Genomic DNA, 25,688 nt, shown 5'->3' with positions numbered 1-25,688 from the left:
TTCAACAATAGTTTAATTTGATTTTAATTTAAATAAATCTGAAATCTGATGTCTTGTATCCGGAGTCTTATCCGATGATACCCAATAAATCTCCTTCTTTTACAATTAAATAATCCTTTCCTTCCAATTTCAATTCAGAACCTGAATATTTTCCATAAAGAACTTTGTCACCCACTTTTACAGTTGTAGGCTCATCTTTTTTGCCCGGACCAACTGCCACAACAGTTCCTTCCTGAGGTTTTTCTTTTGCGGTGTCCGGAATAATAATACCTGAAGCTGTCTTAGTTTCTGCAGCGATTGGTTCTACCAAAACTCTGTCTGCTAATGGTTTAAAGTTTACTGACATAATATATTTAATTTTTTAGTTATTTCTGTCTTGTACTTCTCTAATTGTGTGCCAATAGACGAGAAAGAAATTTTTGGCAGATTTTTTTTAAGGGATGTGAAATTTTGGCAGACCTTATTATTTGTGTTCTGATGAAATAAATTTATATAAAAGTCATTTGTGTTTCGAATTAAATGATATTTTTGCAAAATCATTAAGAAAAATTAATATAAATGAAAACTATTTTATTATTGGCTGCGATTGGATTGTCATCAATCGGCCTCTATGGTCAAACTGCAACTGAACCGGAATTTATTGGAGAATGTTTATTACTAAAACCTGATCAAAGTACGGTGCTCCTGGAAAAACATATGACACAAACACGTTCTGCTATGAATGCGGGAATGGTGATTACTGGCTTTGGCAGCATTAAATCTAAGCTGCAGATTGATGGATGTTGCTCTATAACAAAACTTAAATCTAGTGATGATATTCAATTTATTGTACGTGCTGTAGACAATAATACAGATCCTATGGCTATTATCAAGATTTTTGAGTTTGATTCCAATAAAAAGTTCAGAAGAGCAGAAATGGCATCTATGAATACTTTCGGAACTACGAAAACGAATAAGCTTCATTATCTTAATTTTACAGGTAAAAAATATGGACAAAATTCATATATAATAACCCTGAAAGATAAGCTGCCGGGAGAATATGGTATTACAGTTACTAATCCTAACTCATTGGATGAGAAAAGTACGATCATATCAACTTTTTCTATTTTGTAATAAAAAAATGGCTGATTAAAATAATCAGCCATTTCATTTAGTCTTTCTTTCCTGCCGCCTGCATCGGATTTACTCTTCCGTTGCCGCCGCCTCTTACCGGACCGTCTTTTTTCTGCTTGAATACCTGAAATTTTGAAGTTTCAGAGGTGCTTCCGTCATGGCTCCAGAAATTGTTTGAAGTATCAATATCTGCTGTTTCTCTCATAGGATCCAGCTGTACAGACTTCAATTTTTTATCAAAATAAAAAGTCTTGGAAACTTTTTGCTCATTGTGTCTCCAGATTTGTGCTGAAGATTTGTCTCTCAGCTTGGTGCCGTCTTCGAAAGTAAATTCAAGAATGATCGGCATTACTAGACCACCTTTGTTAACAAAATCGATTTGATATGCAGTAAGGTTCTTGAGTTTATCCTGCTCTTTTTTATCTAAGGCGTCACTTCCTTCAGTTTTAAAGGTATATTCTTTATTATAGTCTACTTTTTCCTGACCTCGGTCGTATCGGTAATAAAAATCCTGCAGACTTTTGTCTTTTTCTACTTCAAAAGTGATGGTTTTATCTTCTCTGTTTCTTATTTTAGAAATATCTTCAAATTCATTTTGTACAGGTTTCTCAACTTTATATTTAATTTCACGCTCTTGTTGCACAGCTGCAAAATCGGGTGTTGCTACAGTAACTTTATCAATAGCAATGTCAACCGGGTCTGTGCCGTAGAACCAGCCTCTCCAGAACCAGTCCAGATCTTCTCCGCTTGCATCTTCCATCGTTCTGAAAAAATCTGCAGGTTCGGGATGTTTAAACGCCCATCTCTTTGAATAAGTTTTGAAGGCTTTGTCAAAAAGCTCTCTTCCCATAATGGTTTCGCGAAGAATATTTAAACCTGTTGCAGGTTTTGCATAAGCATTGGGTCCAAACTGAATAATATTTTCAGAATTACTCATAATGGGTTCCAACTGATCTTTCGGAAGTTTCATGTAGTCAACAATCGTCCATGCCGGTCCGCGTTTTGAAGGGAATTTGTTGTCCCATTTTTCTTCCGTTAAATATTCGGTGAATGTGTTTAAGCCTTCATCCATCCAGCTCCATTGTCTTTCATCTGAATTGATGATCATCGGAAAAAAATTGTGTCCCACTTCATGAATAATTACCCCGATCATTCCGTTCTTTGTGCCTTCGGAATAAGTTCCGTCTTTTTCTGTTCTTCCGAAATTAAAGCAGATCATCGGATATTCCATCCCGTTGGAAGCCTCTACAGACTGCGCAACAGGATACGGATATGGAACCGTATATTCTGAATAAGTCTTTATAGTATGTGCAACAGCTTTCGTGGAAAATTTTCTGTATAAACCATACGCTTCTTTAGGATAGAAGCTCATTGCCATTACTTTATTGTTGTTTTCCGGAATTAAAACTCCCATTCCGTCCCAAACAAATTTTCTTGATGAAGTCCAGGCAAAATCTCTTACATCTTTGGCTTCAAAAATCCAGGTTTTTCTCTGCTTTGAGCGGTTTTTCTCTGCTTTTTTAGCTTCGTCTAATGTTGCAATTTCAACCGGTTCGTTAGCTTTTTCTGCTTTTCTGTATCTGGTAAGCTGATCTGAGGTAAGAACCTGTTCGTAATTTTTGCATTCGCCCGTTCCGCCCACGATATGATCTGCGGGAACATTTACAGAAACTTTATAATTTCCGAAAACTAAAGCAAATTCTCCTCTTCCTGTAAACTGGTGATTCTGCCATCCCTGAAAATCGCTGTACACACACATTCTAGGAAACCACTGCGTAATAGTATACAAATCATTCCCATCTTCCGGAAAATTTTCATAACCGCCTCTGCCGCCCATTTTCATTCGGTTAGGAATGTTATAATTCCAGTCAATTTTAAAAATGAATTTTTCACCTTTCTTCAAAACTTTAGGCAGATCAATACGCATTATTGTTTTGTTGACCGTATATTTCAAAGGATTTCCTGATGCATCTGTTACTTTTTCCAGATTTACTCCGTAACCATTATCTTTCACAGGTAATTCTGAAACTTTCAGCTGCTGATCGCTCACAGCTTTGGGTAGAGTGGAAGAAAAAGGATAATCTGCTTTTTTTACCGACGACTGCTGGTTTTCATCCAACTGGAGCCAGATATAATCTAAATCATCAGGTGAATTGTTGTAATACGTAACAGTTTCAGAGCCTCTCAGATTTCTTTTGTCTTCATCCAGATAAGCGGAAATTTCGTAATCCGCCCTGTTCTGCCAATAAGCGTGTCCCGGTGCTCCGGAAGCTGTTCTGTAGACATTCGGAGTAGGAAGAATGGTTCCCAGCTGCTCAAATTTATTGCCGTGATTGCTTCCTGGGTTGTTTTGGATTTGCTGTGCAGAGACACCCAAATATAAAAATACCGAAAGAGCAGTAACAGTTAGTTTCATGAAAGAAAATTTAAATAATTATCAAATATAATAATAAGTAGTTAAAAATTTCAAAATGTTTCAGCCTTAAAAAGGAATTCTTTCCAAAGTCATCTTTAAAGCCAGGGCAAAAACTCCTGAAGATATAAATAAAACCCAGTCTTTTTTATTGATTTTAAATAGATTTAAAAGAATAAAAAGCAGTATTAATATTGCAAAAACAATGAGAATCTGTCCCAGTTCAAGACCAATATTAAAACCCAGCAACGGAACTGCAATACTCTGGCTTTTGGCAATGATTACTCTTGCTGTATTGGCAAAGCCCATCCCGTGAATCAATCCGAAAAATAAAGCCAGATAATAATTGAACTTACTTTTTGACTGATTTTTATTTTTATTGAGAATGTTACTCAAAGAAGTTAAAACTATCGTTAGTGGAATTAAAAATTCTACCCAGTCTGAGGATACTCTTACAATGTCTAAAATGCTTAAAGCTAGAGTAATAGAATGCCCAATGGTAAAAGCGGTTACCAAAACCAGTATTTTTTTCCAGTCTTTGGAAGTGTATACTGCGATTAAAGCCAAAACAAAAAGTTGATGATCAAGTGCATCAAGAGAGATGATGTGTTCCCAGCCAAGTTTCAGATAAAATAAAAAATCCTGCATTTTGATGATATTTTTTTAAAATGCGATGATACAAAATTTATTTTAACTTTGTATAAAATTCAGCATTATGATTGTCAATATCGAGTTGGAAAATTCTGAAGATTTTGTTTTTATCAAACAGCTTTTAGAAAAGATAAAAGGAGTAAAATCGGTTTCTGTAGAAAGCGGGTACGAAATGATTGAGGGAGTTCCTGCTCATGTTTATGAAGAGATAGCGAAGTATGGGAAATCTTTAAAAGAAAGTGACATGATTTCTAAAGATGAGTTTTTTGAATTTATTGACGAGGAAATATGCAAGTTGAATTCTCAGAAATAGCACGCAAAACTTTAGCTGAAAATATTCAGTTTCTTAGGGAAATATGGACTAACCGAGAGATTGTTAATTTTTTACAGGATGTAAAAAGGATCACAAATGATCTTGAAAATGGACAGTATTCGCAATTTCAAAATTCCAGAGACGATTCTATCAAAAGTGTATTGATAGGCAAAAAACACGTCAGGATGTTCTTCAGAAAAGAAAATGAAAAGCAAATAAAAGTTCTTCTGTTCTTTGGTATGAGACAAAATCCTGAAAAAATAATTGAACTTTTAAAATGAAAAAAATACTATTTCTAATTCTTATTTGCTTTCTTTCTTTTTCGTCATTTACCAAAGTTAAACATCCTTATCATGTAGGTTCGGTAGAAATCAATTACAATTCAAAGTCAAAAGCTTTTGAAATTACCGGAAGGTTTTTTCTGGATGATCTTGAGAATGGTTTAGCCAAAAAATACGGAAAGCCTTTTCATTTTAATGATTCCAAATATAAAACACAGCTTGATGAAGCTATTAGAAATTACAGTTCAGAATATTTTAAATTAAAAACCAATAGTCAGTTTTTAAAGGTAAATTATGTGGGTTATGAGGAAGACAGCGAATCCGTTAACATTTATCTTGAATCCGAAAAAATTGAAAACCCGAAAAAAATAGAAGCTGCAGTAAGTTTTTTATATAATCTGTTTGATGACCAGATTAACTTGGTTCATGTCATCATCAACGGAACACGGAAAAGTGAAAAATTAACTTATCCGAATCGGTATCTGTATCAGCAGTTTTAGCTTATCTTTCCAATTGTAAAAGTGCATTTTCTGCTTTTGCATGCGCCAGTAAATCCGGAAAGAAATTATCATAACATTTCTGTAATTTTTTTTTATTATCTAAAAAAGCCTGAAAAACCGGAATGTTTTTATCTAAATATTTTGCTTTGTTTAAAACATTCTGAATACTAAACTGGATGCCCCAATCTTCACGGTAATTGAATAACCAGTCATCGTGTTCCATTTTGATAAGCATCCTTTTAAAGGCATCCGGAAAATACTCTAAATTTTCATTTAAAACTTTATAAATTTTAAGTGAATGTTCTTTCCAGCCGTTTAAATCATGTAAGCTAAAATCTGTTGCCAGAAAATAATCCATAGAAACATCCACAAAAGCTCCGGCATACAGTCTCACAAGCGGACTGAATATTTTTTTTGCTTCATGTATTGCGGGGTGTGAGTCGGTAAAGGTATCAATGGCTCTGTGCATGGTGATCCCGTCCTGTATTTCTTTTGGGAAATTATACCGCTCATTGTTCCGGATAAAATCTTCAAGAAACTGCCCGACAATTTGTCCGTCAGAAAAGGAAAGAAATGAGTGGGCAAGAAAATTCATACAATCTTTATAAAGGCTTAAATTTAAAATCCTTTATCTTTAGACTAAGATAAAGGATTTTCCTGATTTAGTTTTAAACAAAAAATTATTTTACAATAAACTTTTTGCTTGCTACAAAAGTATTTTTATCGGTGTAAACATTCAGGAAATATTCTCCTGAAGGAAGTCCTTTCAGATTGATGGTTTTTTTATCACTTGAAATAACAATCTGCCCAAGAATGTTAACTACCTTATAAGTATATGCTTCATCATTTTTGATCCAGATATTAATTTCATCCTTTGCAGGATTAGGAAAAACGGTAAAATCTTTTACATCTCTGTTTCCCACTTCAAATGTTCCCAAACTAGATGTAGGCATAAACTGTGAAACAACACATGCAAATCGCGAAAAGCCAAAAGCTTCATTGGCTGGATTTGGATTTCCAATGGCAACTCCAGTGGGTTCAGAATTGTAATTTACATTCGGATTTGCCCATCTGTTGATTCTTGCACAGGAAATCCCGTTGGTGGTACATTCGTCGTTATATGCCATGATTGTTCTCCAACGCTGTGATGATATGCTTGATGTACCCAAAAGTACGGCAGTCTGATTCACATAACCATGATGATTGCTGCATGGTGTTGTACTTGAGTCTACAAACCAGTCATGTCTCAGTCCCATATTGTGTCCCATCTCGTGCGAGAGACTGTAATTAGTAACAACACAATTAAACAGAGTTACCGAAAATGCTGCATTGGCAGAATAATTGGTCGGATTGGTGTTCAGATAACCTAATCCGCAGGTATTGGTTGGTGATCCTGTTACCAGAGCGCAAAGATCGGCTCCATAGGTGCTTCTTAAAACATGTACATCATCTAAAAATCCGTCACCATTGTTTCTGAAATTAGCTAAATCCGTAGAAATACTTCCTGATTCGGTATAAAATATCTCACCTGAATATACCAAGTTGATAAAAGTATTGGTAACACCTGAATTAATAAGAGCTGTATTAAAATTTGTAATGGCGGTTGCGGCAAAAGAATTGCTTTGTGAAACACCTCCCCAAGAGGCTCTTGCAGCAGAAGTATACACAATAAGAACGTCGATCGTGGTGGAAGGACAAACTGGTGTGGCATCCAGACAGATGTTTGAATTTACTTTTTGCGAAATTGCAGAATTGTTTACGATAAAATCTTCATTAGAATCTCTCTGAATCAAGGAAGCTTCATTTACCACAGAAACAGCAAATAAATTGGTATCTAACTGATGGAAAATTATTTTTTCTCCGGAAACAGAAACATACATTCCTGTAATTGCATTTCCTGCTTTAGAAAAAACAAGTTCAGATTTTGGTTCATTTTGTACGCTGAAAACTGATGATTCACTTCCGTTACTGTATTTAAAATTTCTGGAGAATTGTGCTTTAATCTCTCTGTTGCCCGGTAAAACTATGGTAAGATCAGATTGTAATCCGAAAGATGATTGTGCATAATATTTTGTTGAAAGATAGGTTGAGGCGAGATCTTTACTAACTTTCTGCTCTGAGTTGAGGCTGTTTTCACTGATGCTGTTCTGGAATATTTTATTCTGTGAAAAAATAATGATACTGCAAAAAAGCATCAAAAAAGTAATTTTGTTTCTCATATTCCGTATTTTTGATATGGATTGATATTGTTTTTTTTAACCGCTTTACTTCTAAAGTTTTATGAATAAAGCTTTTACAACTGTAAATATAATCTTTTTTGATCAGATTTTATTTTTTTAAAACAGTCTTTCGTGAAAATCCTCAACTTTGCTCACTTCTTCAATTTTGATCCCGAATTTTCTTTTGGGAATTTTATTCAGATTAGAAACAAAAATCTTTTCATAGCCCAGTTTTTCGGCTTCTGTAATTCTTTGCTCAACTTGTGCAACCGGTCGTATTTCTCCGCTTAAACCAATTTCTCCTGCGAAGCAAAACTGTTCAGAAATTGCAATGTCTTCATTGGACGAAAGAATAGAAGCAACTACGGCTAAATCCAAAGCAGGATCATCAGTTTTTATACCGCCTGTAATATTCAGGAAAACGTCTTTTGCTCCCAATTGGAAACCCGCTCTTTTTTCCAGAACAGCCAAAAGCATATTGAGTCTTTTAGAATCAAAACCAGTGCAGCTTCTTTGCGGAGTTCCGTAAACCGCTGTGCTTACCAAAGCCTGAATTTCTAAAAGCATCGGACGGTTTCCTTCTAGTGTTACCGCAACAGAATTTCCTGAAAGTTCCTCAAATTTTTTGGTAATTAAAATTTCGGATGGATTTTTTATCTCTTTTAAACCCTGCGAAATCATTTCATAAATTCCGATCTCGGAAGTCGATCCGAAACGATTTTTATTGGCTCTCAATAATCGGAAAAGATGATTTCTGTCACCATCAAAATTCAACACCACATCTACCATGTGTTCCAGTACTTTGGGACCTGCAATTTGTCCGTCTTTCGTGATGTGACCCACCAAAAATACAGGCACATTATTTTCTTTGGCGTATTTGATGATTTCATTAGAGCATTCCCGAATCTGAGAAACAGTTCCGGGTGAGCTTTCAATTAACTGTGACTGTAAAGTCTGAATGGAATCAATAATCACAAAATCAGGCTCCAGTTTTTTGGCTTCATGAAGAATTTTTTCCAGATTCGTTTCTGTAAAAAGAAAGCAGTTGGGATTTTTGATTTCCGCCAAACGATCGGCTCTCATTTTGATTTGCGAAGCACTTTCTTCCCCGGAAACATAGAAGATTTTTTTCTTCATTTTCAGGGCAAGCTGAAGAAGCAGGGTAGATTTCCCGATTCCGGGTTCGCCGCCGATCAAAGTAACAGACCCCAATACAATTCCGCCGCCCAAAACACGGTTCAGTTCATCGGAAGGAGTTTTTATTCTTGGTTCTTCAATGGCTTCTACTTCAATGATGTTGATAACATTCTGTTTCGATTTTGAAAAAGGGGAAGTTTTGGATGAGGTTTTTTCCACGACTTCTTCTACTAAAGTGTTCCATTCTCCGCAATTTTTGCACTGCCCCGTCCATTGCGGGTATTGCGAACCACAGTTCTGACAGAAATATGCTGTTTTGAGTTTTGCCATACTGCGAATTTCTATATTTTTTTTGAATTTTTCAGACTGAAAATTGTTTTAATTTCAAGCATGAAGAATATTTTTTTTGAGTCTGATTATTTTTAGAGTAATGTCATTTTTACATACTGAATCTAAATATGCATATTTTTAAACGCAAAGTTTTTTAAAATAAAAACTATACAAGGAGCAAAGAAGATCAGCAAGTTGATTGACGAAGCCATGTTTTCAGGTTTTATGAGCAATTGATTTGCCTTTGCATCTCAAATGAAATGCTTTGAAAATAAAACTTTGCGTAAAATAAAACTTCAATTCAAAAAAATGAGTTTTATGTTTAAAAATGATTGTCTGTCTTTAATCATCATTTTAAAGTTTTGAAAAACTGTTTAATACTTGTTGTAGTTCAAAAAGTTCTTTTATCATGACCAATTTAGAATTCAATTAATTTAACTTTTACAATCACTTTTAATCTATATGATGTAAGACTTTTAAATAAGTCATTGCAACAATAATTTTCATATATATAATTTGGTTTAGGTTAAGGCTTCTCAGTTTTTGGGAAGCCTTTTTAGTTTTTAAAACTACAGATTCCAAAATAAATTGCTTTGCTTTTCTTTTTCCCCTAACTTTGCACAAACCTAATCTAATGAGTAAAAAGAATACAAAGTACATCTTTGTGACAGGAGGTGTAACTTCATCTTTGGGAAAGGGAATCGTTTCTGCTTCTCTTGGTCTATTACTAAAATCACGCGGCTTCAACGTAACTATTCAAAAGCTTGATCCTTACATCAATATTGACCCGGGAACTTTGAATCCTTATGAGCACGGAGAATGCTATGTAACCGAAGATGGTGCGGAGACGGATCTGGATTTAGGTCACTACGAGCGTTATCTTGATGCGCCGACTTCTCAAAACAACAACGTTACTACAGGAAAAATCTACCAGACTGTCATTGAAAAAGAAAGAAAAGGAGACTTTCTTGGAAAAACAGTTCAGGTAATTCCTCATATTACCAACGAAATCAAACGCAGAATTAAAATTCTATCCAAACAAAATTACGATATCATCATTACCGAAATCGGTGGAACTGTCGGAGATATCGAATCTTTACCTTACATTGAAACCGTTCGTCAGTTGAAGTGGGAATTGGGTGAGAAAAATTCTATGGTGATTCATCTTACTTTATTACCATATCTGGCTTCCAGTGGAGAATTAAAAACAAAACCTTCACAGCATTCTGTTCGTCAGCTAATGGAAAGCGGAATCATGGCAGATGTTTTGGTTTGCCGTACAGAACACAAGATTCCAAAAGATCAGAGAGCAAAACTGGCTCAGTTCTGTAATGTTCCTTTGGATAATGTGATTGAATGTAAAGATCTGGAAACAATATATGAAGTTCCGATGTACCTTCAGAAGCAAAATTTTGATGATGTAGTTCTGAAGGAATTAGATCTGAAAAGCGATAAAGATGCCGACCTGAAAGACTGGAAAACATTCCTTAAAAAATTCCAGAATCCTAAAAAATCTGTTGAGATTGCTTTGGTTGGAAAATATGTATCTCTTCAGGATTCATACATCTCAATTGCTGAGGCTTTCAAACATGCCGGAGCTGATTTGGAAACTGAAGTGAAAATAAGATGGGTGTACAGTGGAGATTTAACTTCTGAAAATATTAAAGAAACCTTAGCCGGAGTAAGCGGAATTTTGGTGGCGCCGGGTTTTGGTGACAGAGGAATTGAAGGGAAAGTGCTGACTGCTCAATATGCAAGAGAAAATAAAGTTCCGATGTTGGGAATTTGTCTGGGAATGCAGATCATGACCATTGAGTTTGCTAGAAATGTTCTTGGGTATTCCAAAGCCAACTCTATGGAATTTGATACTTCTACCGAACATCCTGTGATTTCTTTAATGGAAGAACAGAAAAATGTAGTAGATAAAGGTGGAACTATGCGTCTTGGAGCCTGGAAATGCTCTTTGAAAAACGGTTCTAGACTAAACGATATTTACGGCGCAAAAAATATTACTGAAAGACACCGTCACAGATATGAGTTCAACAGTGAGTATATTGGTGAATTTGAGAAAAACGGGTTTTTAGCGACAGGAACAAACCCTGAAACCGGCTTGGTTGAAGCGTTGGAAATGCCGGATCATCCTTTCTATGTCGGAGTGCAGTACCATCCTGAATACAAAAGTACGGTAGCAACACCACATCCTTTATTCAGAGCGTTTATTAAAGCTTGTACTTCGAAATAATTGTAAAATTAGATTGATAGATTTATAGTTTTGCGAAACCTTATAGGTTTTTAAAATCTAAGGTTTGAAAAAAAGTAATTCTGAAATTACGAACGTCATAGATAAGCTCAGACTGATTATTCTCAGCCTGAGTTTATTATATAGTAACACATTATAGTATAGAGTTTTGATAAAAAAACAGTATTTTTGTCGACTCAAAAAGCATGGGATTACCATGTTTGTTTAAATTTAAAAATTTTAATTAAAATAAAATGCAACAGAACAACGGACTCGATAAAAGTCAGATTATCAGTTTTGCGGTTTTATGTTTGGTTCTTTTCGGATTTATGTTTTATTTCCAGAAAGATCAGCAGACAGAGGAGGCTTTAAATGCTGAAAAACAGAAAACAGAACAAAAACAAAATTCTGTAAAGTCTACTCAGGCAGCCAATATCAATCCTAATGTAACACCCAATTCTATTCAGACGGCAACACTTGCTAATAACGAACTGAAGCTTGAGTTTTCAAGTCTGGGAGGTCAGGTTTCCAAAGTGGAGCTTTTGAAATATAAAGCTTACGATCAAAAGACTGATAAAGCAGATCTGCCGCTGTATCTGATCAATAAAAACAATTCGAGCTACGGTTTTCAGTTCAAAGACAAAACAGGAAAAGTAATCAACACCAAAGATTTGGTTTTCTCGCCTGTTGTTAACGGAAATGCGTTGACCTTAACTGCCAATTACAACGGAGCAGCTATCCAGTTTATTTATACTTTAAATACAGTAGGAGAACTGAAAGATCAGTATACTTTAGATTTTAAAGTGAGATCTCAGGGACTGGCAAATATTTCTTCCGATAACAAAGCAGATTTTATCTGGGATTACAGCGTAAGAAATGTGGAAAAAGGAAGATCTCAGGAACAGTCGCATTCAGAATTTTCGTATGCCTTTAATAATTATAATGATTATGATTATGACGGCAGAACAACAATGGATGAAAAAGATGAAACCCTTAACTGGATTGGGGTAAAACAGCAGTTTTTCTCATCCGTTATTGAATCTAAAAGCGGCTTCACACAAAGCAAAGGAAATCAGGAAAACATAGAAGAAGGTGAATACCTGAAAAAATTAAATTTTGAAGGTTTTGTTCCAATGACAGGAAGTGAACTTAATCAGGATTTCACATGGTATTTTATGCCGCTTGATTTACCTTTACTAAAATCGTATGACAAAAATTTTGACGAAATATTACCTTTAGGATGGTCATTTATTGGTTCTATGAACCGTTATTTCTTCATGCCGATGTACAACATCATTGCAGATTGGGGAATTGCAGCAGGATGGGTGATTTTCTTAATGACGATTATTGTGAAACTGATCTTGTCACCTATTATGTACAAACAGCACAAGCTGAGTGCAATGATGAAGGTAATCCGTCCGGAAATAGATGAGGTAAATGCTAAATTTAAGGATGCAGATCCAATGAAAAAGCAGCAGGCGACAATGGAAGTTTACCGAAAAGCAGGAGTCAATCAAATGGCAGGCTGTTTACCGGCATTGGTTCAGATTCCAATATTTTATGCTTTATTCAGATTCTTCCCGAATTTTATTGATTTAAGAGGACAGGGATTCTGGTTTGCAAAAGATCTAACAGCGTATGATGATTTGATTAAATTACCTTTCAAAATTCCTTTCTTGGGAGATCATTTAAGTGTTTTTGCGATTGCATGTACGATTGTGATTTTAATTTATACCGTAATGACTTCCGGAAATATGCAGCAGCCACAACAGGAAGGAATGCCGAATATGAAAGTAATCATGTATATTTTCCCGATTACATTCTTATTTTTCCTTAATACATCTGCTTCAGGTTTGTCCTGGTATTATTTTGTATCCAATGCAATTAATATTTTGATTATTCTTGTCATTAAATATGTGATTCTGGATGAAAAGAAGATTCATGCACAGATTCAGGCAAATAAAGCACAGCCTAAAAAAGAAGGCAAGTTTCAGAAAAGAATGAGAGAGATGATGGAGAAAGCACAGGAGCAGCAGAAAGCACAGGAACAACAGAGAAACAGAAAAAAATAATTAGAAAAAACAGTCTCATCAATTTGGTGAGACTGTTTTTTTGTAGATGTTGTTTATCTTTAGCTAAGAAATTAAACTTAATACAGCCAGTCTGTAACCGTTCATGCCAAATCCGGAAAGGACTCCGTCTGTATTTGCTGCTGTTACTGATTTTTGACGAAACTCTTCCCGCTTATAAATGTTACTGATATGAACTTCTATCTTAGGTTTACTGATGTTTTTTAAACAATCGGCAATTGCATAAGAATAATGTGTAAAAGCTCCCGGATTGATAATTAAAGCATCAAAATCATCTTCCTGAATGCGATTGATGATTTCTCCCTCAATATTAGATTGATAATAATTCAGCTCCTGAGAGAAAAACTCGGTTTTGAGCTGATTGAGATAATCTTCCATAGAAACAGTACCGTAGATCTCCGGCTCTCTTGTTCCCAAAAGATTAAGATTGGGACCGTTGATGATTAAAATTTTCATGATAGGGAAGTGGTTTTAAATTCATTTAACAATGAAGAAATGATTTTGCAAATATAATGACATTCATCATTATTGTCCTGAAATAAAATTTTGAATGGTATATTTGTAATAAAGATTTTATAATTGAAGTTTTTCATATCTCTTTTTATCGTTTTTACCATCGCAATACGACCTGTTTTGCCGATGATAAATTATGTGGTAAATTATGATTACATCGTAGAAAATCTTTGTGAAAACCGGACTGTAGAAAACTCTTACTGCAAAGGTAAATGTTATTTAACAAAAGAGCTATCAAAAGCAGAAAAGCATTCTTTGAACGGTCAGAATATTAAAATTGCAGGTTTGGATGTTTTTGTTTTTAATGAAATTCTAACGCTTACTGAAACTTCTTTATTGCCTCAGTCTGCAGTAAAATTATATATCAATAATTCTTGTCTGTACAATTCAGAATATTTTTCAAGAATATTTCATCCTCCCTTGTCTTAGTGAAATTTCGGCTAATCTGTTGTCGGTTTTAATGTAGTTAAAAGCATATTTCTATTGTGAATAATGCCGATTGAGCTATTTTAATATTAAATTTGACTTATCAACAGATTTTTAATCAAACTATTTTTAATTTAAATTTTAAATAAAATGAAATCAAAAATTTTATTCACGGCATTATTGTCGATGTCATTATTTGCCTGCGCTCAGGAAACTCCAAAAGTAAAACAGAAAAAAAATAATAAGTCAGCTAAAACGGAAACTCAAAATGTGAAATTTGCCAATGCGGTAGATCCTATTTGTCACATGAAAACAGAAAGTGATATGAAGGATACAGCGGTTTATAAAAACAAAACCTACGGTTTTTGCAGTAGCTATTGCAGAGACGAGTTCAAGAAAAACCCTGAAAAATATGTCCAAAAATAAAAAAGAAGGGAATAATAAAACTAAAATTATTATTCCCATTATTGTCATTGCTTTACTTTTTTTCGGGATTGGTTTTGGGATGAATTATTTCAAGAAAAATCTTTACACGGTAATGAAAGTTCCGAATTTTGAACTGACAAATCAAAACAATAAAAAAATTACCAGTAAAGACATGCTGGGAAAAGTATATCTTGTAGAGTTTTTTTTCAGCAAATGTCCAACAATTTGTCCTGTAATGAATACCAATATGAGAGCAATTGAGGATGAAATCAACAGTAAGGATTTTGGAATTATCTCTATCAGTATTGATCCTGAAAATGATACTCCCGAAACATTAAAAGAACATGCAAAAAGAATAGGGGTAAAATCTCCAAACTGGCATTTTCTTACGGGAAATCGCGATTATATTGGTAAATTAGCTGATGAATTTGATATTTATGTAGGAGATAAAGAAGATGAAAGTGAAAATCTAAATCATAGCGGAATGATTGCTCTGGTTGATAAAGAAGGAAACATACGTTGTCGATATGATAAACATAATATGCCCATTCTTTATTATTCCGGATTGAATTATGAAGATCCTGAAGGAAAAAATCCTAAACTCAACGGAAAATACCATCCGGATCGGGAAATTTTAATTGAAGATATCAGAAAATTATTGGAATGATTTTGGAAGACAAAGTTTTAGATTATTTATTTTAATCATTTGATTTTCAATTTTATCAAAAACCATAAAATAATACATTATGAAAATTTTTAAAATCGCAGCACTTACTGCAGTTATGACCGCTCAGTTTGCGTTTTCACAATTTAAGCAGTCACCTTTGCCGTATGCTTACAATGCTTTGGAAGGTAATATAGATGCGCAGACTATGGAAATTCACTATTCAAAACATGCAGCAGGATATGTGAACAATCTCAATAAAGCTATTGCCGGAACTCCTCAGGAAAAGCAGAGCTTGTACCAGATACTTTCCAATGCGTCAAAATTGAGTACAGCAGTAAGAAATAATGCAGGTGGACATTACAATCATGAATTATTCTGGACGGTACTTACTCCGCAAAAAAATACGCAGCCATCAGCAAAACTATCAAAAGCCATCAATGATGCATTCGGAAGCATGGATGCTTTCAAAGAAAAAATGAGTAAAGCCGGTGCAGAACGCTTTGGTTCTGGTTGGGCTTGGCTTTCAGTAGATAAAAAAGGAAAGTTATTTGTTTCTTCAACTCCAAATCAGGATAATCCGTTGATGGATGTTGTAAAGGAAAAAGGAACTCCTATTTTCGGAATTGATGTTTGGGAACATGCTTATTACCTGAAATATCAAAATAAAAGAGCCGATTATCTTACGGCAATCTGGAATGTTACCAATTGGAACGAGATCAGCAGAAGATATGAAGAAGCTGTAAAGTAGAAATTTTTATGCTAAATTATAAAGCCACTGTTTTGCAGTGGCTTTTACTATTATCAATTATCATCACAAGAATTTACTTTATCGTAATTGTCATATTGGGAACAATTATATCACCTGTGTTGCCGGAAAAACGTTGAGCAAAAATCTCAATATAATCGTTGGTAAGAAGTTCGGTAGTTCCATTGATAGGAATTACAACAATATCGTTTGTTGCTGATCCTCTTCCGTAAACTTTAAATTGACTGATAACTGAACCATTTTTGGCAATATAAATGATATACGTTCCGGCTGCGGGTACCTGAAAAGATACAGAGCCAATAATTTGAAAAATTCTTTTCTTTTTTCCTAAATATTTTAATCTGTTGGGAATTCCGTCTGTGGAAAATCTGAATAAATTTGATGATGTAGAAATAGAAGTAGCTGTGCCAATTTTTACAATATTACTTGGGTTACTGTTGTTAAAACTAACAGCAATTCCATTTCCTACCGGATAATCTACAGCAAAATCTCCAACTGCCGTGTTGTCACTTTCTGTAGGAATTCCTGCTGCTCTCACAGTCCAGCTGTTGTTGAAATTATATCCGGGATAAGCACCGGTAGTATAAGGTCTTACATATCCAGCTGTATTTGTTCCGGTAAAAACTACAGATTCCATTACCGCATCTCCGGTAATTGTAAGACCAGCTGTAGAAACGTCAAATCCTACAGCCGTTCCGTTTACCTGGCTAAAACCGCCTTGTTTTTCTACTAATGTAAATGTGCCTGTCAGCCTTTCATAAGTTCCGGTGTTATTTCCAAACCATCCTATATTGCTAAGAAGTAACTGCGTTATATTGTTGTACGTTATTCCGTTTGCATTGCCAGAGAACTGAATAATGCTTGAAAAGACCAATCCAAAACCTGAAATGATACCGACGCTGTTTGAATTTGCCACAATACAGTCTCTGAAAATTAAATTTTGAGCTGCAGAACTGTTAAGATTAAAAACGCTTCCTGCGGTTGCAGTAAGTGTTACATTTCTGATGCTTCCTCCTGTGCTTCCTTCAAATATATTACCTGTTGTTCTGACAATAATATCATTGTTAGTATCTAAACCCTGTATATATGAATTGTTTATGTCAATAGGAAAATCAAACAGTATCTGACCGTTAATTTCGTACAGAGTATCAGCGTCAAACACGTATTTAGTTCCTCCACCTGCTGCAAGTTCAGATGCCAAAACGGTTGCTAAAACATCTGTTGATTTTATACGTTTAAAATTTAGCCTCCCTGTTACACCGCTTGCCATAGGAGACCAGGAAGATGTAGAAGCTACATAATAGTAAAATACTTTTAGCGTTGTGTCATATACCATCAAGCCATCTGCCGGAGATACAATTGCATTTCTTTGAGTGGTGGTCATTCGTGGTGTAAGTAATCCTTTTGATGTAGAATTTAGATCTAGTAAAGAACTGGCATCAGGTGTTGATGTTCCAATTCCAACTTGAGCATTAAGGGTTAATGATAATATGAGCAATAAAAATGATACAAGTTTATGTTTATAAGTAATATAAATGTTTTTCATAATAATAATATTTTGTATTGGTGAATGTAATTCAATAATAAATATTTAATAATTATCATTTATCATTGAAATTAATTGTAGACTAGGGCTTTTCTAATATATATTATGCAAAGCTACGGCAATGTTACACAATGAAATTATGACTTAAGTCATATAACAATTACCGATTCCGTTCGTTGTAATGAATAGATGGAATTTAAGAACTTGAAGGAATTTGTAAAAATTCAAAACAAAAAACTCTGATACTTGTATTTATCAGAGTTTTTGATTGTTGTTAAGTAGCCCGTAGGGGAATCGAACCCCTCTTACCAGAATGAAAATCTGAGGTCCTAACCGATAGACGAACGGGCCTTCTATCTTCCATAATCAGAGACTATGTGTTAGATTTTGTTTTTATAAGTATCAACTCTTAAAATTAGTAGCCCGTAGGGGAATCGAACCCCTCTTACCAGAATGAAAATCTGAGGTCCTAACCGATAGACGAACGGGCCTACTATATAATTACGCTAACTTGTTAACGTGCTTAGTTAATTTACTTTTTAAGTTAGCTGCCTTATTCTTGTGAATAATGTTTTTCTTTGCTAACTTATCCAATAAAGAGATAACTTTTGGCAATTGCTCACTTGCAGCTGCTTTATCTTCTTCATTTCTCAAGACTTTCATTGCAGTTCTTGCAGTCTTGTGGTAATATCTGTTACGAACTTTTCTAACTTCGTTTTGTCTTATTCTCTTAAGTGCTGATTTATGATTTGCCATATCGTTCAAATGTGAGTGCAAATTTATAACCTTTTTTGTTACCCACCAAATTTATTTTTAACTTTTTTTTAAATTCTTTAATTTTCTTCTGAAAGGTACTTTTTAAGCTTATCCAGCGCCTGTTGTACTTTGATATTTTCAGTTTCTTTATCAATTTTTTTGATGATGTTTTCCAACATAATCATTGCGTTGTTCCATTCTCCTGTGGAGTTGGCGAAAGTAAGTCCGTCGATGGTTACTTCAAAAACACTTCTTTCCCCGTTCCTGTAAATTCTGAAACTAATTTTTTCATCGTTGCCTGTTATTCCTTCCGTACTAGTTTTTAGATCATAGCTTTTTGGGTTAGAGCGAATTTTATTAAAAAGCAGTTTTGCTTCCTGAATTTTTAAATCCGGCATGATATAAAATTTTGTAGCCTGAAAAGGAGTTTAATATCTTTTTAAATTGTCTTTATAAAGAACGATTAAATTACATTAACCACAACTTTATGTCGGCTGAAATTTAAAAGAACGTAATGCCTCCCCTTTAAGGAACTGCAAATGTAAGATTTTTAATATCTCCGGCAAAAATATTTTCAAACCTGAATAAAAAAATTATATTCAGCTCACTATTTTTATTTAAGACGATCAGGATTTTGTTTAAGAAAACTTTCCCAGCCGGTGTAAGATTTCGTATCTGTTAGCGTACCGGAATTAAAGTGATGACAGACCGCAACCGCCAGTCCGTCAGATGCATCCAGGTATTTTGTGGGAAATTCTTTAAGATTTAAAAGGTTTTGCAGCATTCCTGCAACCTGTTCTTTACTGGCATTTCCGTTTCCTGTGATTGCCATTTTTATTTTTTTAGGAGAATATTCTGTAATTGGAATATTACGGTGTAAGCTGGCTGCCATTGCCACTCCCTGTGCTCTTCCAAGCTTTAGCATTGACTGTACATTTTTACCATAAAAAGGAGCCTCTAATGCCACTTCGTCTGGGTGGAATTCGTCAATAAGTGCTAATGTTTTGTCAAAAATATATTTCAGCTTGGTTTCGTGATTGGGATATTTTTTCAGGATCAGTTCATGGATAGAAATCATTTCCATTTTGCCTTTTTTTACCGAAATCAGCCCAAAACCCATAATAGCGGTTCCGGGATCAATGCCTAAAATTATTTTTTCTGCTGCAATCATTTGCTGCAAAGATAGGATTTATGGAGTTACATCAAAGGTCACGGTAGTAAGATAAATTTAAAATAATCCATATACATAAGAAAATTATGCATAGATTTGTAAGGTATTAAATTCGAAATGAAAAAAAACAGTCTATATAAAGGAACGCTTCAGAATATTATTTTAAAACTGCTTTCGAAAGAAGTGAAAATGTACGGCTATCAAATCACGCAGCGTGCAAAAGAATTAACAGAAGGCGAACTTGAAATGACGGAAGGGGCATTATATCCTCTCCTCCATAAATTGGAAGCGGACGGCATCATTACGTCTGAAGTTCAGGAAATCAACGGCAGGAACCGGAAATATTACCTTCTTACTGATAAGGGAAAAAAACAGCAGGCGGCTCAGGAAGACGAGATGAGATCATATTTGTTCAATTTAAAAACGATTTTTGATATATGATTTCATCAGAACAAGAATTAGAGATTGAACAGTTTTTAATTTCTAAAAAACTGCCTTTAGATATTTTGCTGGAAGTTAAAGATCATATGATTTTGCAGATAGAAGATTGTATGAGTAATGAAAATAGAAGCTTTGAAGAAAGTTTTTCTAAAGTTGAAATTATGTGGAGAGAAAATTTCTCCTTAACAACATATTGGATGTTTTATGGTCGCGAAAAACTCCCGCAAATTGCAAAGAATATTATGAAGCAGAGGTTTAACAGTATTCTTTTTAAATCATTTTTATTCGGATTATTATTTTTTGGATTAAGCTTTTTAATGATTTCTTTATCAGTAAGCCTGGATTCTTTCAAAATATATTTTGTAATAAGTCATTTGATGTTTTTATTGGCTGCTGTTCTGCTGTATTTTTTCAATTTAAAGTTTAAAAACTATTTTAGAAAAGATTACAAATACAAAGGACAGATTAATTATACGCTTTATCAGCAAAATCTTACTTTATTGATGATCTGTTTTTTTGGGATGAGCCAGTTAATAATGAATGGAGGAGAATATCTTTATAATTTTTTTAAATCAGAAAACAATGTATCGGTAATAACTTTAATGCTATTGTCCTCGTATCGTTTGTTTCTTTATTCTTTTGGAATTTTTGGCATCTTGAATTTTATTGAGCATAAAAAAGCAATAAAAAAACTTCAGTTACTAAATTAAAAACATCTGGAAGTAAAAGATCTCTGTCTTGTATCCTTAATTAAAAAAAATATTGTCTTACCTGATGAACGAATTTCAAATTCTAGACATAAGAAATTATCTCCTTTCTAAAAATCTTCCGGTAGATCTTCTAATGGAGGTTGAAGATCATTTTGTAGCACACATCAATGATTTATCCCAAACCAAGGCTATGTGTTTCGAGGATGCCTTCGCTAAAGTAAAAGAATTCTGGAAAGAAGATTTGACTGAAAGCTATTATTACAACGGGAAAAGTACTACTCAGTTTGTTAAAGAAATAAAAACCCGACAACTTAATAAAATTCTCTTATCAAGTTTCATGGCAACAGCTTCTTTGGTTTTTTTGTTGTATTTGTTGGCTTTCTCGGTTTCAAATGAGATTTTCACTGAAGTATTGCCTTGTATTATCATCATTTTTTTATCAATTGCGGGAATGCATTATCTTATCAATTTTAATGTTTTTCGCTTTTCAAAAAATAACCCGAAGATCAGGTTGAATATTTATCAAAACGGTAATATTCTGGTGTTTTTAGCAAGCTTTGCTACTATTGTACTAGGAAATACTTACAATGCTTTATCAGAGAAAATACACAATTTCTTAACAGGGAATTCTTCTGTTGGATTTGCATCCTTTCTTATATTGCTTATAACCATTTGGTTTTACACATTTGGATTTTTGATGCAGATGAGATTTGTAAAGTCAGCAAAAAAGACCATGAAAATGATGAAGTTTTCAAAACTGTCATTTTAATTAAACTTAAATCAATCAAATATGAACGAATTTCAGATCCGGCAAATAAGAAATTATCTTCTTTCCAAAAATCTTCCGATAGATCTGCTCATTGAAGTTGAAGATCATTTTGTGATGCAGATTGGCGAAATAATGAAAAATGAACACATTGATTTTGATACTGCATTTTATCAGGTGAAAGTGTTATGGGAAGAGGAGCTAAGTTTTCCTAAGTATAAAATTCAGTTTAATCTGAATGATGTCACTCATTTTGTACGCAAAATCAACAGGAATATTTTAAGAGAAACTTTGAAAAAAACGTTTCTTTACAGCGTCATTATAGGAGCTTTTGTATTTGGCGGAGTCTTATTTTTCAATGAAAATACATTTAAACATTTTTCATTTATTGCTTTTCTTGCCATTTTTTTAGCGCCTTTGTTGGGGTATATCTTGAAATGGAAAGATTTTCAGCTTGCAAAAAAGTATGACCGTTATGTCTTAACGTACTACCAGAATTTTATTTTGATTGTGGCAGGTGGCTCAGGAGCTTTCAGCAGCATGATATATCAGTATAAAGCTCAAACATTTCCGGTGCTTTATCAGTTTCTTACCGGAATTTTTACTCCGGAAGGAATATTTTCTTTCTTTGGTTGTTTTATGTTGATTGTATGGTCTGTTTTTAATGTTATCTGTCAGCTAAAATATCTTGGTCAGATCAATAAAGTGAAGCCGTATCTTTATTATTTAAAAGAAAGCTCATAATTCGTCTTTATGGTGTATTTTCAAGAATATCTGCAATTTTTTTGATCTCTTTGTGAGGTCTGAAAGATGCAGATTTACCCTTTTCTTCATCGGCAATATTAGATAAAATAATAACCGAAGTCTGGGTTTTGGGATAGTAAATGTTCAGGGAAGGTGCGCCTTTTACATAACCGCTGTGAAAGTAAGAGACCGGTTTGTTTTCTGTGATCATAATACCCAATCCGTAACCCATCTTTCCCAGAATCGGATGCTGTCTTTCAGTAGTTTTGGAAACAAATTTTTTCAGAGTTTCAGGCTTGAGAATTTTGCCGCTGTATAAAGCATTATTCCAAATGTGTAAATCATTTATAGTAGACAAAACGCCACCTGCGGGAATTCCTATTTCTTTATTACCTAATCGTTTTGGCATGCCATCAACCACCGTTTGCGATTCAGCGTTTCCGACATACGTTTTTGCGAAATTTTTTCCCCTGAATGAATTTCCGGTTGAGGAGTTTTTCATTCCTGCTTGTTTAAAAAGTTCAAGCATATTTTCATCGAAAGATTTTCCGGTAACAGTTTCTGTAATTTTTCCTAAAGCATTATATCCGTCGTTAGAATAATTAAATCCTGTTCCGCTTTTAAATAAGAGTTTTTCACCAAAATTATTGAGTCCTGAAGTGTGATTCAGAAGTTGTTGTATGGTGATGTTTTCGTATTCTTTACTTTGAAATTCTTTAATGTATTTTGAAGCTTTGTCCTCAATCTGAAGTTTCCGCTGTTCCATCAATTGTAGGATTAAAACAGATGTAAACTGTTTGCTGATTGATGCAACCGAGAAAACAGTGAGGCTGTCAATTTTTATTTGATTTTTAAAATCCGAATATCCGTTGTTTCTTCGGTAAAGCTCAGTACTGTCTTTGAAAATTCCCACACTTCCGTTGAAACCGTAGGTGCTGAAAACCGAATCAATTTGTACCTGATAGATCTTTTTCTTTAAAGAAAGTTGTGCAGAATCTGCAAGAGCTTTTTTATCAATCGTTTCCTTTGCCTGTTCCTGTTTTTTGCTGCATGAAAACATTAATAACAGAACAAGTGAGAAAAAATAAGTTTTAATCATGAATGTATTTTTCAACTAAAATATAAAAAAGAACTTCAAAAACCGATCAGATGGCGTTTTTTTTGAAGCAGCTGATGACTAAATTACAGGCTGATGAAAGAATTTAGGTATATTTTTCTTAGATTGCAAAAAAATAAACACATATGTCGTTGATTAGTAATTTTCTTAATCTGCATCAGGGAGAAGAGGAGAGAGGGAAGGTTTTGGATAATGTAATTAAAAACATTTCATTTCGTGGAGCCAATCTCTGGATTCTTGCGTGTGCTATTCTTATAGCTTCCATCGGGCTTAATGTAAATTCTACTGCGGTGATCATTGGGGCGATGTTGATTTCACCTTTGATGGGTCCCATTGTAGGAGCCGGCTTTGCACTAGCAACTTACGATTTTGAACTTCTGAAAAAGTCGGGTAAAAACCTGCTTGTAGCTACTGTGGTGAGTTTGATAGTATCTACTCTTTACTTTTATCTTAGTCCGTTCAAAGATGTGCAGTCGGAACTTCTTGCAAGAACCTCGCCTACAATTTATGATGTAATGATCGCATTTTTCGGAGGAATTGTAGGTGCCATATCTATTACCAGAAAAGATAAAGGAAATCCTATTCCGGGAGTTGCCATCGCAACGGCTTTGATGCCTCCGCTTTGTACGGCAGGATTTGGACTTGCGGTTTTTGATATGAAATTTTTTATCGGAGCGATGTATTTATACACAATCAACTGCTTTTTTATCGGGATTTCTACTTTTGTTATTATTAAATATCTAAAATATCAGCCGATTGTTACCGAAAATAAATCATTTGATAAAAAACTGCGATACATTATCACCTCGCTTATCTTGCTGATGACAATACCCAGTTTTTATCTTGCGTATGGTCTTTTGCAGGAGAAAAGATTTTCGCAGAATGTAGAAAATTATATCAAAAATGAATTTACGGATAATGGCTATACTTTGATTTATAAAAAAATTAATTACAATACGGCGCCTAAAACCGTAGATCTAGCCTTTTTATCAAGAAATTTTGACAGTCTGGAAATTGTGGATTTTAATAAAAAGCTTAAACTTTTCGGGCTGGAAGATACAAAACTGAATATCAAGCAGAATACTTCAGATATAAAGTCTGAAATTTTAAATGAAATTAATAAAAACACCTCCAGTGTTTCTGAAAAAGATCTGAAGATTAATCTTCTGAATAAAGAGCTGAATGAATATAAAATTGAGGATAAAGATCTGATCAACGAAGTGAAAATTCTGTTTCCCGGAATTAGTGAGATTTCTTTAGGCAAAATGAACGGGAATTATACAAAAAATGATTCTACCTATCAGAAAACAGTTGTTTTGTATTCTGCTGACCCATCTGTTGATGAAGAAAAGCTCAACCGTTGGCTTGCTTCGAAGTTTAAAAACAAAAAACTTGAAATTTTAAAAAAATAACATTTAACACAAATAATAAAGATGAAAGAAGATTACATAAATATTTTTGAAGTCTTTACGAAAAAACTTACCAACTGGATCAACGAATTAATAGAAAAGACTCCCAATATAATCATTGCAACAGTCTTGTTTATTCTCGGGTTTTATCTGTCGGGAGTAGTGAAAAAGCTGGTTGTGAAACTTCTGGAAAAAAGAAAAGTGAAACTTTCTGCCAGAATGATGATTGGGAATATCATCTCAATCATTACTGTATCGGCATTTCTTATGTTTGCACTCAATGTTCTGAGCCTGGATAATATGCTGAAAACCGTACTTGCCGGAGCCGGTGTTGCGGGTTTGGCAATTGGTTTGGCGCTTCAGGGTACGCTCAGCAATACGTTTTCGGGCGTTGCATTGTCTTTTGTAAAAGATTTAAGTATCGGGGATACCATAGACAGTAATGGTTATACCGGTGTTATTCAGGATATTAATCTTCGGGTTGTTAAACTTAAAACTCCTGATGGGAATTTAGTAATGATTCCGAACAGAGCGATTATAGAAAATCCATTAAAAAATTATTCGCGAAACCCAATCACTATTGTTGCGGTAAATTGTGGAATAGAATATGGTGCAAATCTTGAAGATGTACAAATGATCGTAGTTGATGCTGTAGCTTCCCATGATGAAAATCTCAGAAAAGAAGATATTATATTTTTCTACAAAGAATTTGGAGACAGCTCTATTAATTTTGAAGTAAGATTTCCTATGCCTTCAAAAAATCTTGCAGAAACTGCTGTTGCAAAATCTAAAGCAATTGTCGCTATCAAGAAAAGTTTAGATCAGCACAATATTTCAATACCATTTCCGATCAGAACTCTTGATTTTCCAGTTGATTTACTTCAAAATAATAAAGAGAAATAGTTTTGACTGAAAAAAAACTCCGTAACTAAAAATTACGGAGC

The 25,688-nt window shown here is 34.2% G+C and carries 28 protein-coding genes and 2 tRNA genes; 16 read left to right on the top strand and 14 right to left on the bottom strand.

The window, feature by feature from the left end; translation table 11 throughout:
• Positions 1–67: 67 nt before the first annotated feature.
• On the bottom strand, positions 68–346 hold the full coding sequence (locus tag FNE73_RS14340; protein ID WP_039369684.1) for a co-chaperone GroES: 279 nt from the start codon (positions 344–346) through the stop codon (positions 68–70).
• 350 nt (positions 347–696) lie between these two features.
• Between FNE73_RS14340 and FNE73_RS14335 the strand changes: the two genes are divergently transcribed.
• The gene (locus FNE73_RS14335) at positions 697–1,113 is read left to right on the top strand and encodes a hypothetical protein (protein WP_228430126.1); all 417 of its coding nucleotides are present in this window, start codon (positions 697–699) and stop codon (positions 1,111–1,113) included.
• Positions 1,114–1,150: 37 nt separating this feature from the next.
• Here the strand turns inward: FNE73_RS14335 and FNE73_RS14330 are convergent, their stop codons facing one another.
• On the bottom strand, positions 1,151–3,529 hold the full coding sequence (locus FNE73_RS14330; protein WP_143885251.1) for a M1 family metallopeptidase: 2,379 nt from the start codon (positions 3,527–3,529) through the stop codon (positions 1,151–1,153).
• Positions 3,530–3,595: 66 nt separating this feature from the next.
• Complete coding sequence (locus FNE73_RS14325; protein WP_143885250.1) at positions 3,596–4,174, bottom strand: HupE/UreJ family protein; 579 nt, start codon at positions 4,172–4,174, stop codon at positions 3,596–3,598.
• 67 nt (positions 4,175–4,241) lie between these two features.
• Between FNE73_RS14325 and FNE73_RS14320 the strand changes: the two genes are divergently transcribed.
• From FNE73_RS14320 to FNE73_RS14310, 3 genes are read left to right on the top strand one after another with little or no spacing between them, the layout of a single operon-like run.
• On the top strand, positions 4,242–4,490 hold the full coding sequence (locus FNE73_RS14320; RefSeq protein WP_143885249.1) for a hypothetical protein: 249 nt from the start codon (positions 4,242–4,244) through the stop codon (positions 4,488–4,490).
• Positions 4,466–4,771 (top strand): hypothetical protein, encoded by a 306-nt coding sequence (locus FNE73_RS14315; RefSeq protein WP_143885248.1) that lies wholly within the window; start codon positions 4,466–4,468, stop codon positions 4,769–4,771. The genes FNE73_RS14320 and FNE73_RS14315 overlap by 25 nt, the downstream gene beginning before the upstream one ends.
• Positions 4,768–5,271, top strand: a complete 504-nt coding sequence (locus FNE73_RS14310) for a DUF6702 family protein (protein WP_143885247.1) — start codon at positions 4,768–4,770, stop codon at positions 5,269–5,271. Before FNE73_RS14315 ends, FNE73_RS14310 begins: the two co-directional genes overlap by 4 nt.
• A 1-nt stretch (position 5,272) precedes the next feature.
• Here FNE73_RS14310 and FNE73_RS14305 read toward each other — a convergent pair whose 3' ends face one another.
• The 3 genes from FNE73_RS14305 to radA form a co-directional block, all read right to left on the bottom strand.
• On the bottom strand, positions 5,273–5,866 hold the full coding sequence (locus FNE73_RS14305; protein ID WP_143885246.1) for an acyl carrier protein phosphodiesterase: 594 nt from the start codon (positions 5,864–5,866) through the stop codon (positions 5,273–5,275).
• A gap of 85 nt (positions 5,867–5,951) precedes the next feature.
• Complete coding sequence (locus FNE73_RS14300) at positions 5,952–7,490, bottom strand: zinc-dependent metalloprotease (protein ID WP_143885245.1); 1,539 nt, start codon at positions 7,488–7,490, stop codon at positions 5,952–5,954.
• A gap of 117 nt (positions 7,491–7,607) precedes the next feature.
• Positions 7,608–8,957: a DNA repair protein RadA gene (gene radA, locus FNE73_RS14295; protein ID WP_143885244.1), complete on the bottom strand. Its 1,350-nt coding sequence runs from the start codon at positions 8,955–8,957 to the stop codon at positions 7,608–7,610.
• 634 nt (positions 8,958–9,591) lie between these two features.
• On the opposite strand from radA, the gene FNE73_RS14290 reads away from it, so the two are divergent.
• Entirely contained in the window at positions 9,592–11,199 is a 1,608-nt protein-coding gene (locus FNE73_RS14290; protein ID WP_143885243.1) for a CTP synthase, read from the top strand.
• Positions 11,200–11,450: 251 nt separating this feature from the next.
• Positions 11,451–13,268 carry a membrane protein insertase YidC gene (gene yidC / locus FNE73_RS14285; RefSeq protein WP_143885242.1) on the top strand — a complete coding sequence of 606 codons (1,818 nt, stop codon included), beginning with the start codon at positions 11,451–11,453 and terminating at the stop codon, positions 13,266–13,268.
• A gap of 63 nt (positions 13,269–13,331) precedes the next feature.
• Here the strand turns inward: yidC and aroQ are convergent, their stop codons facing one another.
• On the bottom strand, positions 13,332–13,742 hold the full coding sequence (gene aroQ, locus FNE73_RS14280) for a type II 3-dehydroquinate dehydratase (RefSeq protein ID WP_143885241.1): 411 nt from the start codon (positions 13,740–13,742) through the stop codon (positions 13,332–13,334).
• A gap of 123 nt (positions 13,743–13,865) precedes the next feature.
• Here aroQ and FNE73_RS14275 point away from each other — a divergent pair, with 123 nt between their 5' ends.
• The 4 genes from FNE73_RS14275 to FNE73_RS14260 all read left to right on the top strand — a co-directional run bounded on the left by FNE73_RS14275 (position 13,866) and on the right by FNE73_RS14260 (position 16,066).
• Complete coding sequence (locus FNE73_RS14275; RefSeq protein WP_143885240.1) at positions 13,866–14,228, top strand: hypothetical protein; 363 nt, start codon at positions 13,866–13,868, stop codon at positions 14,226–14,228.
• 147 nt (positions 14,229–14,375) lie between these two features.
• Positions 14,376–14,651, top strand: a complete 276-nt coding sequence (locus FNE73_RS14270) for a YHS domain-containing protein (RefSeq protein WP_143885239.1) — start codon at positions 14,376–14,378, stop codon at positions 14,649–14,651.
• Positions 14,638–15,318 (top strand): SCO family protein, encoded by a 681-nt coding sequence (locus tag FNE73_RS14265; protein WP_185147355.1) that lies wholly within the window; start codon positions 14,638–14,640, stop codon positions 15,316–15,318. The genes FNE73_RS14270 and FNE73_RS14265 overlap by 14 nt, the downstream gene beginning before the upstream one ends.
• 79 nt (positions 15,319–15,397) lie before the next feature.
• Complete coding sequence (locus tag FNE73_RS14260) at positions 15,398–16,066, top strand: superoxide dismutase (RefSeq protein ID WP_143885237.1); 669 nt, start codon at positions 15,398–15,400, stop codon at positions 16,064–16,066.
• 73 nt (positions 16,067–16,139) lie between these two features.
• Here the strand turns inward: FNE73_RS14260 and FNE73_RS14255 are convergent, their stop codons facing one another.
• The 6 genes from FNE73_RS14255 to ruvC all read right to left on the bottom strand — a co-directional run bounded on the left by FNE73_RS14255 (position 16,140) and on the right by ruvC (position 19,554).
• Complete coding sequence (locus FNE73_RS14255) at positions 16,140–17,630, bottom strand: hypothetical protein (protein WP_228430125.1); 1,491 nt, start codon at positions 17,628–17,630, stop codon at positions 16,140–16,142.
• Positions 17,631–17,909: 279 nt separating this feature from the next.
• Positions 17,910–17,981: transfer RNA gene (locus tag FNE73_RS14250), tRNA-Glu, on the bottom strand.
• A 68-nt stretch (positions 17,982–18,049) separates the two neighbouring features.
• Positions 18,050–18,121 (bottom strand) — tRNA-Glu (locus FNE73_RS14245).
• Positions 18,122–18,131: 10 nt separating this feature from the next.
• Positions 18,132–18,386: a 30S ribosomal protein S20 gene (gene rpsT, locus FNE73_RS14240; protein ID WP_143885236.1), complete on the bottom strand. Its 255-nt coding sequence runs from the start codon at positions 18,384–18,386 to the stop codon at positions 18,132–18,134.
• Positions 18,387–18,463: 77 nt separating this feature from the next.
• Positions 18,464–18,784, bottom strand: a complete 321-nt coding sequence (locus tag FNE73_RS14235) for a hypothetical protein (protein ID WP_143885235.1) — start codon at positions 18,782–18,784, stop codon at positions 18,464–18,466.
• Positions 18,785–18,999: 215 nt separating this feature from the next.
• Positions 19,000–19,554: a crossover junction endodeoxyribonuclease RuvC gene (gene ruvC / locus FNE73_RS14230; protein ID WP_143885283.1), complete on the bottom strand. Its 555-nt coding sequence runs from the start codon at positions 19,552–19,554 to the stop codon at positions 19,000–19,002.
• Between the two features lie 120 nt (positions 19,555–19,674).
• Here ruvC and FNE73_RS14225 point away from each other — a divergent pair, with 120 nt between their 5' ends.
• The 4 genes from FNE73_RS14225 to FNE73_RS14210 all read left to right on the top strand — a co-directional run bounded on the left by FNE73_RS14225 (position 19,675) and on the right by FNE73_RS14210 (position 22,218).
• Entirely contained in the window at positions 19,675–19,998 is a 324-nt protein-coding gene (locus tag FNE73_RS14225) for a PadR family transcriptional regulator (protein WP_143885234.1), read from the top strand.
• Positions 19,995–20,708, top strand: a complete 714-nt coding sequence (locus FNE73_RS14220) for a hypothetical protein (RefSeq protein ID WP_143885233.1) — start codon at positions 19,995–19,997, stop codon at positions 20,706–20,708. The genes FNE73_RS14225 and FNE73_RS14220 overlap by 4 nt, the downstream gene beginning before the upstream one ends.
• A 64-nt stretch (positions 20,709–20,772) precedes the next feature.
• Complete coding sequence (locus tag FNE73_RS14215) at positions 20,773–21,477, top strand: hypothetical protein (RefSeq protein ID WP_143885232.1); 705 nt, start codon at positions 20,773–20,775, stop codon at positions 21,475–21,477.
• Positions 21,478–21,498: 21 nt separating this feature from the next.
• Complete coding sequence (locus FNE73_RS14210; RefSeq protein ID WP_143885231.1) at positions 21,499–22,218, top strand: hypothetical protein; 720 nt, start codon at positions 21,499–21,501, stop codon at positions 22,216–22,218.
• Positions 22,219–22,225: 7 nt separating this feature from the next.
• Here FNE73_RS14210 and FNE73_RS14205 read toward each other — a convergent pair whose 3' ends face one another.
• The gene (locus FNE73_RS14205) at positions 22,226–23,317 is read right to left on the bottom strand and encodes a serine hydrolase domain-containing protein (protein WP_143885230.1); all 1,092 of its coding nucleotides are present in this window, start codon (positions 23,315–23,317) and stop codon (positions 22,226–22,228) included.
• Between the two features lie 143 nt (positions 23,318–23,460).
• Here FNE73_RS14205 and FNE73_RS14200 point away from each other — a divergent pair, with 143 nt between their 5' ends.
• A complete protein-coding gene (locus FNE73_RS14200; RefSeq protein ID WP_143885229.1) occupies positions 23,461–24,747 on the top strand; it encodes a DUF389 domain-containing protein in 1,287 nt (428 codons plus the stop codon).
• A 21-nt stretch (positions 24,748–24,768) separates the two neighbouring features.
• On the top strand, positions 24,769–25,647 hold the full coding sequence (locus tag FNE73_RS14195) for a mechanosensitive ion channel family protein (protein WP_143885228.1): 879 nt from the start codon (positions 24,769–24,771) through the stop codon (positions 25,645–25,647).
• Positions 25,648–25,688: the final 41 nt, after the last annotated feature.

This window comes from Chryseobacterium binzhouense, assembly GCF_007474545.1.
Taxonomy (GTDB): Bacteria; Bacteroidota; Bacteroidia; order Flavobacteriales; family Weeksellaceae; genus Chryseobacterium; species Chryseobacterium binzhouense.
This window is presented reverse-complemented; position numbering and strand designations above follow the sequence as displayed.

Bases quoted from the DNA above. Each gene is read 5' to 3' on its own strand.
- FNE73_RS14255 (WP_228430125.1), bottom strand. From the start codon at position 17,630: ATGAAAAACATTTATATTACTTATAAACATAAACTTGTATCATTTTTA.
- FNE73_RS14325 (WP_143885250.1), bottom strand. From the start codon at position 4,174: ATGCAGGATTTTTTATTTTATCTGAAACTTGGCTGGGAACACATCATC.
- rpsT (WP_143885236.1), bottom strand. From the start codon at position 18,386: ATGGCAAATCATAAATCAGCACTTAAGAGAATAAGACAAAACGAAGTT.
- yidC (WP_143885242.1), top strand. From the start codon at position 11,451: ATGCAACAGAACAACGGACTCGATAAAAGTCAGATTATCAGTTTTGCG.
- FNE73_RS14290 (WP_143885243.1), top strand. From the start codon at position 9,592: ATGAGTAAAAAGAATACAAAGTACATCTTTGTGACAGGAGGTGTAACT.
- FNE73_RS14260 (WP_143885237.1), top strand. From the start codon at position 15,398: ATGAAAATTTTTAAAATCGCAGCACTTACTGCAGTTATGACCGCTCAG.
- FNE73_RS14315 (WP_143885248.1), top strand. From the start codon at position 4,466: ATGCAAGTTGAATTCTCAGAAATAGCACGCAAAACTTTAGCTGAAAAT.
- FNE73_RS14320 (WP_143885249.1), top strand. From the start codon at position 4,242: ATGATTGTCAATATCGAGTTGGAAAATTCTGAAGATTTTGTTTTTATC.
- radA (WP_143885244.1), bottom strand. From the start codon at position 8,957: ATGGCAAAACTCAAAACAGCATATTTCTGTCAGAACTGTGGTTCGCAA.
- FNE73_RS14330 (WP_143885251.1), bottom strand. From the start codon at position 3,529: ATGAAACTAACTGTTACTGCTCTTTCGGTATTTTTATATTTGGGTGTC.
- FNE73_RS14235 (WP_143885235.1), bottom strand. From the start codon at position 18,784: ATGCCGGATTTAAAAATTCAGGAAGCAAAACTGCTTTTTAATAAAATT.
- FNE73_RS14225 (WP_143885234.1), top strand. From the start codon at position 19,675: ATGAAAAAAAACAGTCTATATAAAGGAACGCTTCAGAATATTATTTTA.
- FNE73_RS14265 (WP_185147355.1), top strand. From the start codon at position 14,638: ATGTCCAAAAATAAAAAAGAAGGGAATAATAAAACTAAAATTATTATT.
- FNE73_RS14220 (WP_143885233.1), top strand. From the start codon at position 19,995: ATGATTTCATCAGAACAAGAATTAGAGATTGAACAGTTTTTAATTTCT.
- FNE73_RS14215 (WP_143885232.1), top strand. From the start codon at position 20,773: ATGAACGAATTTCAAATTCTAGACATAAGAAATTATCTCCTTTCTAAA.
- FNE73_RS14205 (WP_143885230.1), bottom strand. From the start codon at position 23,317: ATGATTAAAACTTATTTTTTCTCACTTGTTCTGTTATTAATGTTTTCA.
- FNE73_RS14305 (WP_143885246.1), bottom strand. From the start codon at position 5,866: ATGAATTTTCTTGCCCACTCATTTCTTTCCTTTTCTGACGGACAAATT.
- FNE73_RS14335 (WP_228430126.1), top strand. From the start codon at position 697: ATGACACAAACACGTTCTGCTATGAATGCGGGAATGGTGATTACTGGC.
- FNE73_RS14195 (WP_143885228.1), top strand. From the start codon at position 24,769: ATGAAAGAAGATTACATAAATATTTTTGAAGTCTTTACGAAAAAACTT.
- aroQ (WP_143885241.1), bottom strand. From the start codon at position 13,742: ATGAAAATTTTAATCATCAACGGTCCCAATCTTAATCTTTTGGGAACA.
- FNE73_RS14270 (WP_143885239.1), top strand. From the start codon at position 14,376: ATGAAATCAAAAATTTTATTCACGGCATTATTGTCGATGTCATTATTT.
- FNE73_RS14210 (WP_143885231.1), top strand. From the start codon at position 21,499: ATGAACGAATTTCAGATCCGGCAAATAAGAAATTATCTTCTTTCCAAA.
- FNE73_RS14200 (WP_143885229.1), top strand. From the start codon at position 23,461: ATGTCGTTGATTAGTAATTTTCTTAATCTGCATCAGGGAGAAGAGGAG.
- FNE73_RS14340 (WP_039369684.1), bottom strand. From the start codon at position 346: ATGTCAGTAAACTTTAAACCATTAGCAGACAGAGTTTTGGTAGAACCA.
- FNE73_RS14300 (WP_143885245.1), bottom strand. From the start codon at position 7,490: ATGAGAAACAAAATTACTTTTTTGATGCTTTTTTGCAGTATCATTATT.
- FNE73_RS14310 (WP_143885247.1), top strand. From the start codon at position 4,768: ATGAAAAAAATACTATTTCTAATTCTTATTTGCTTTCTTTCTTTTTCG.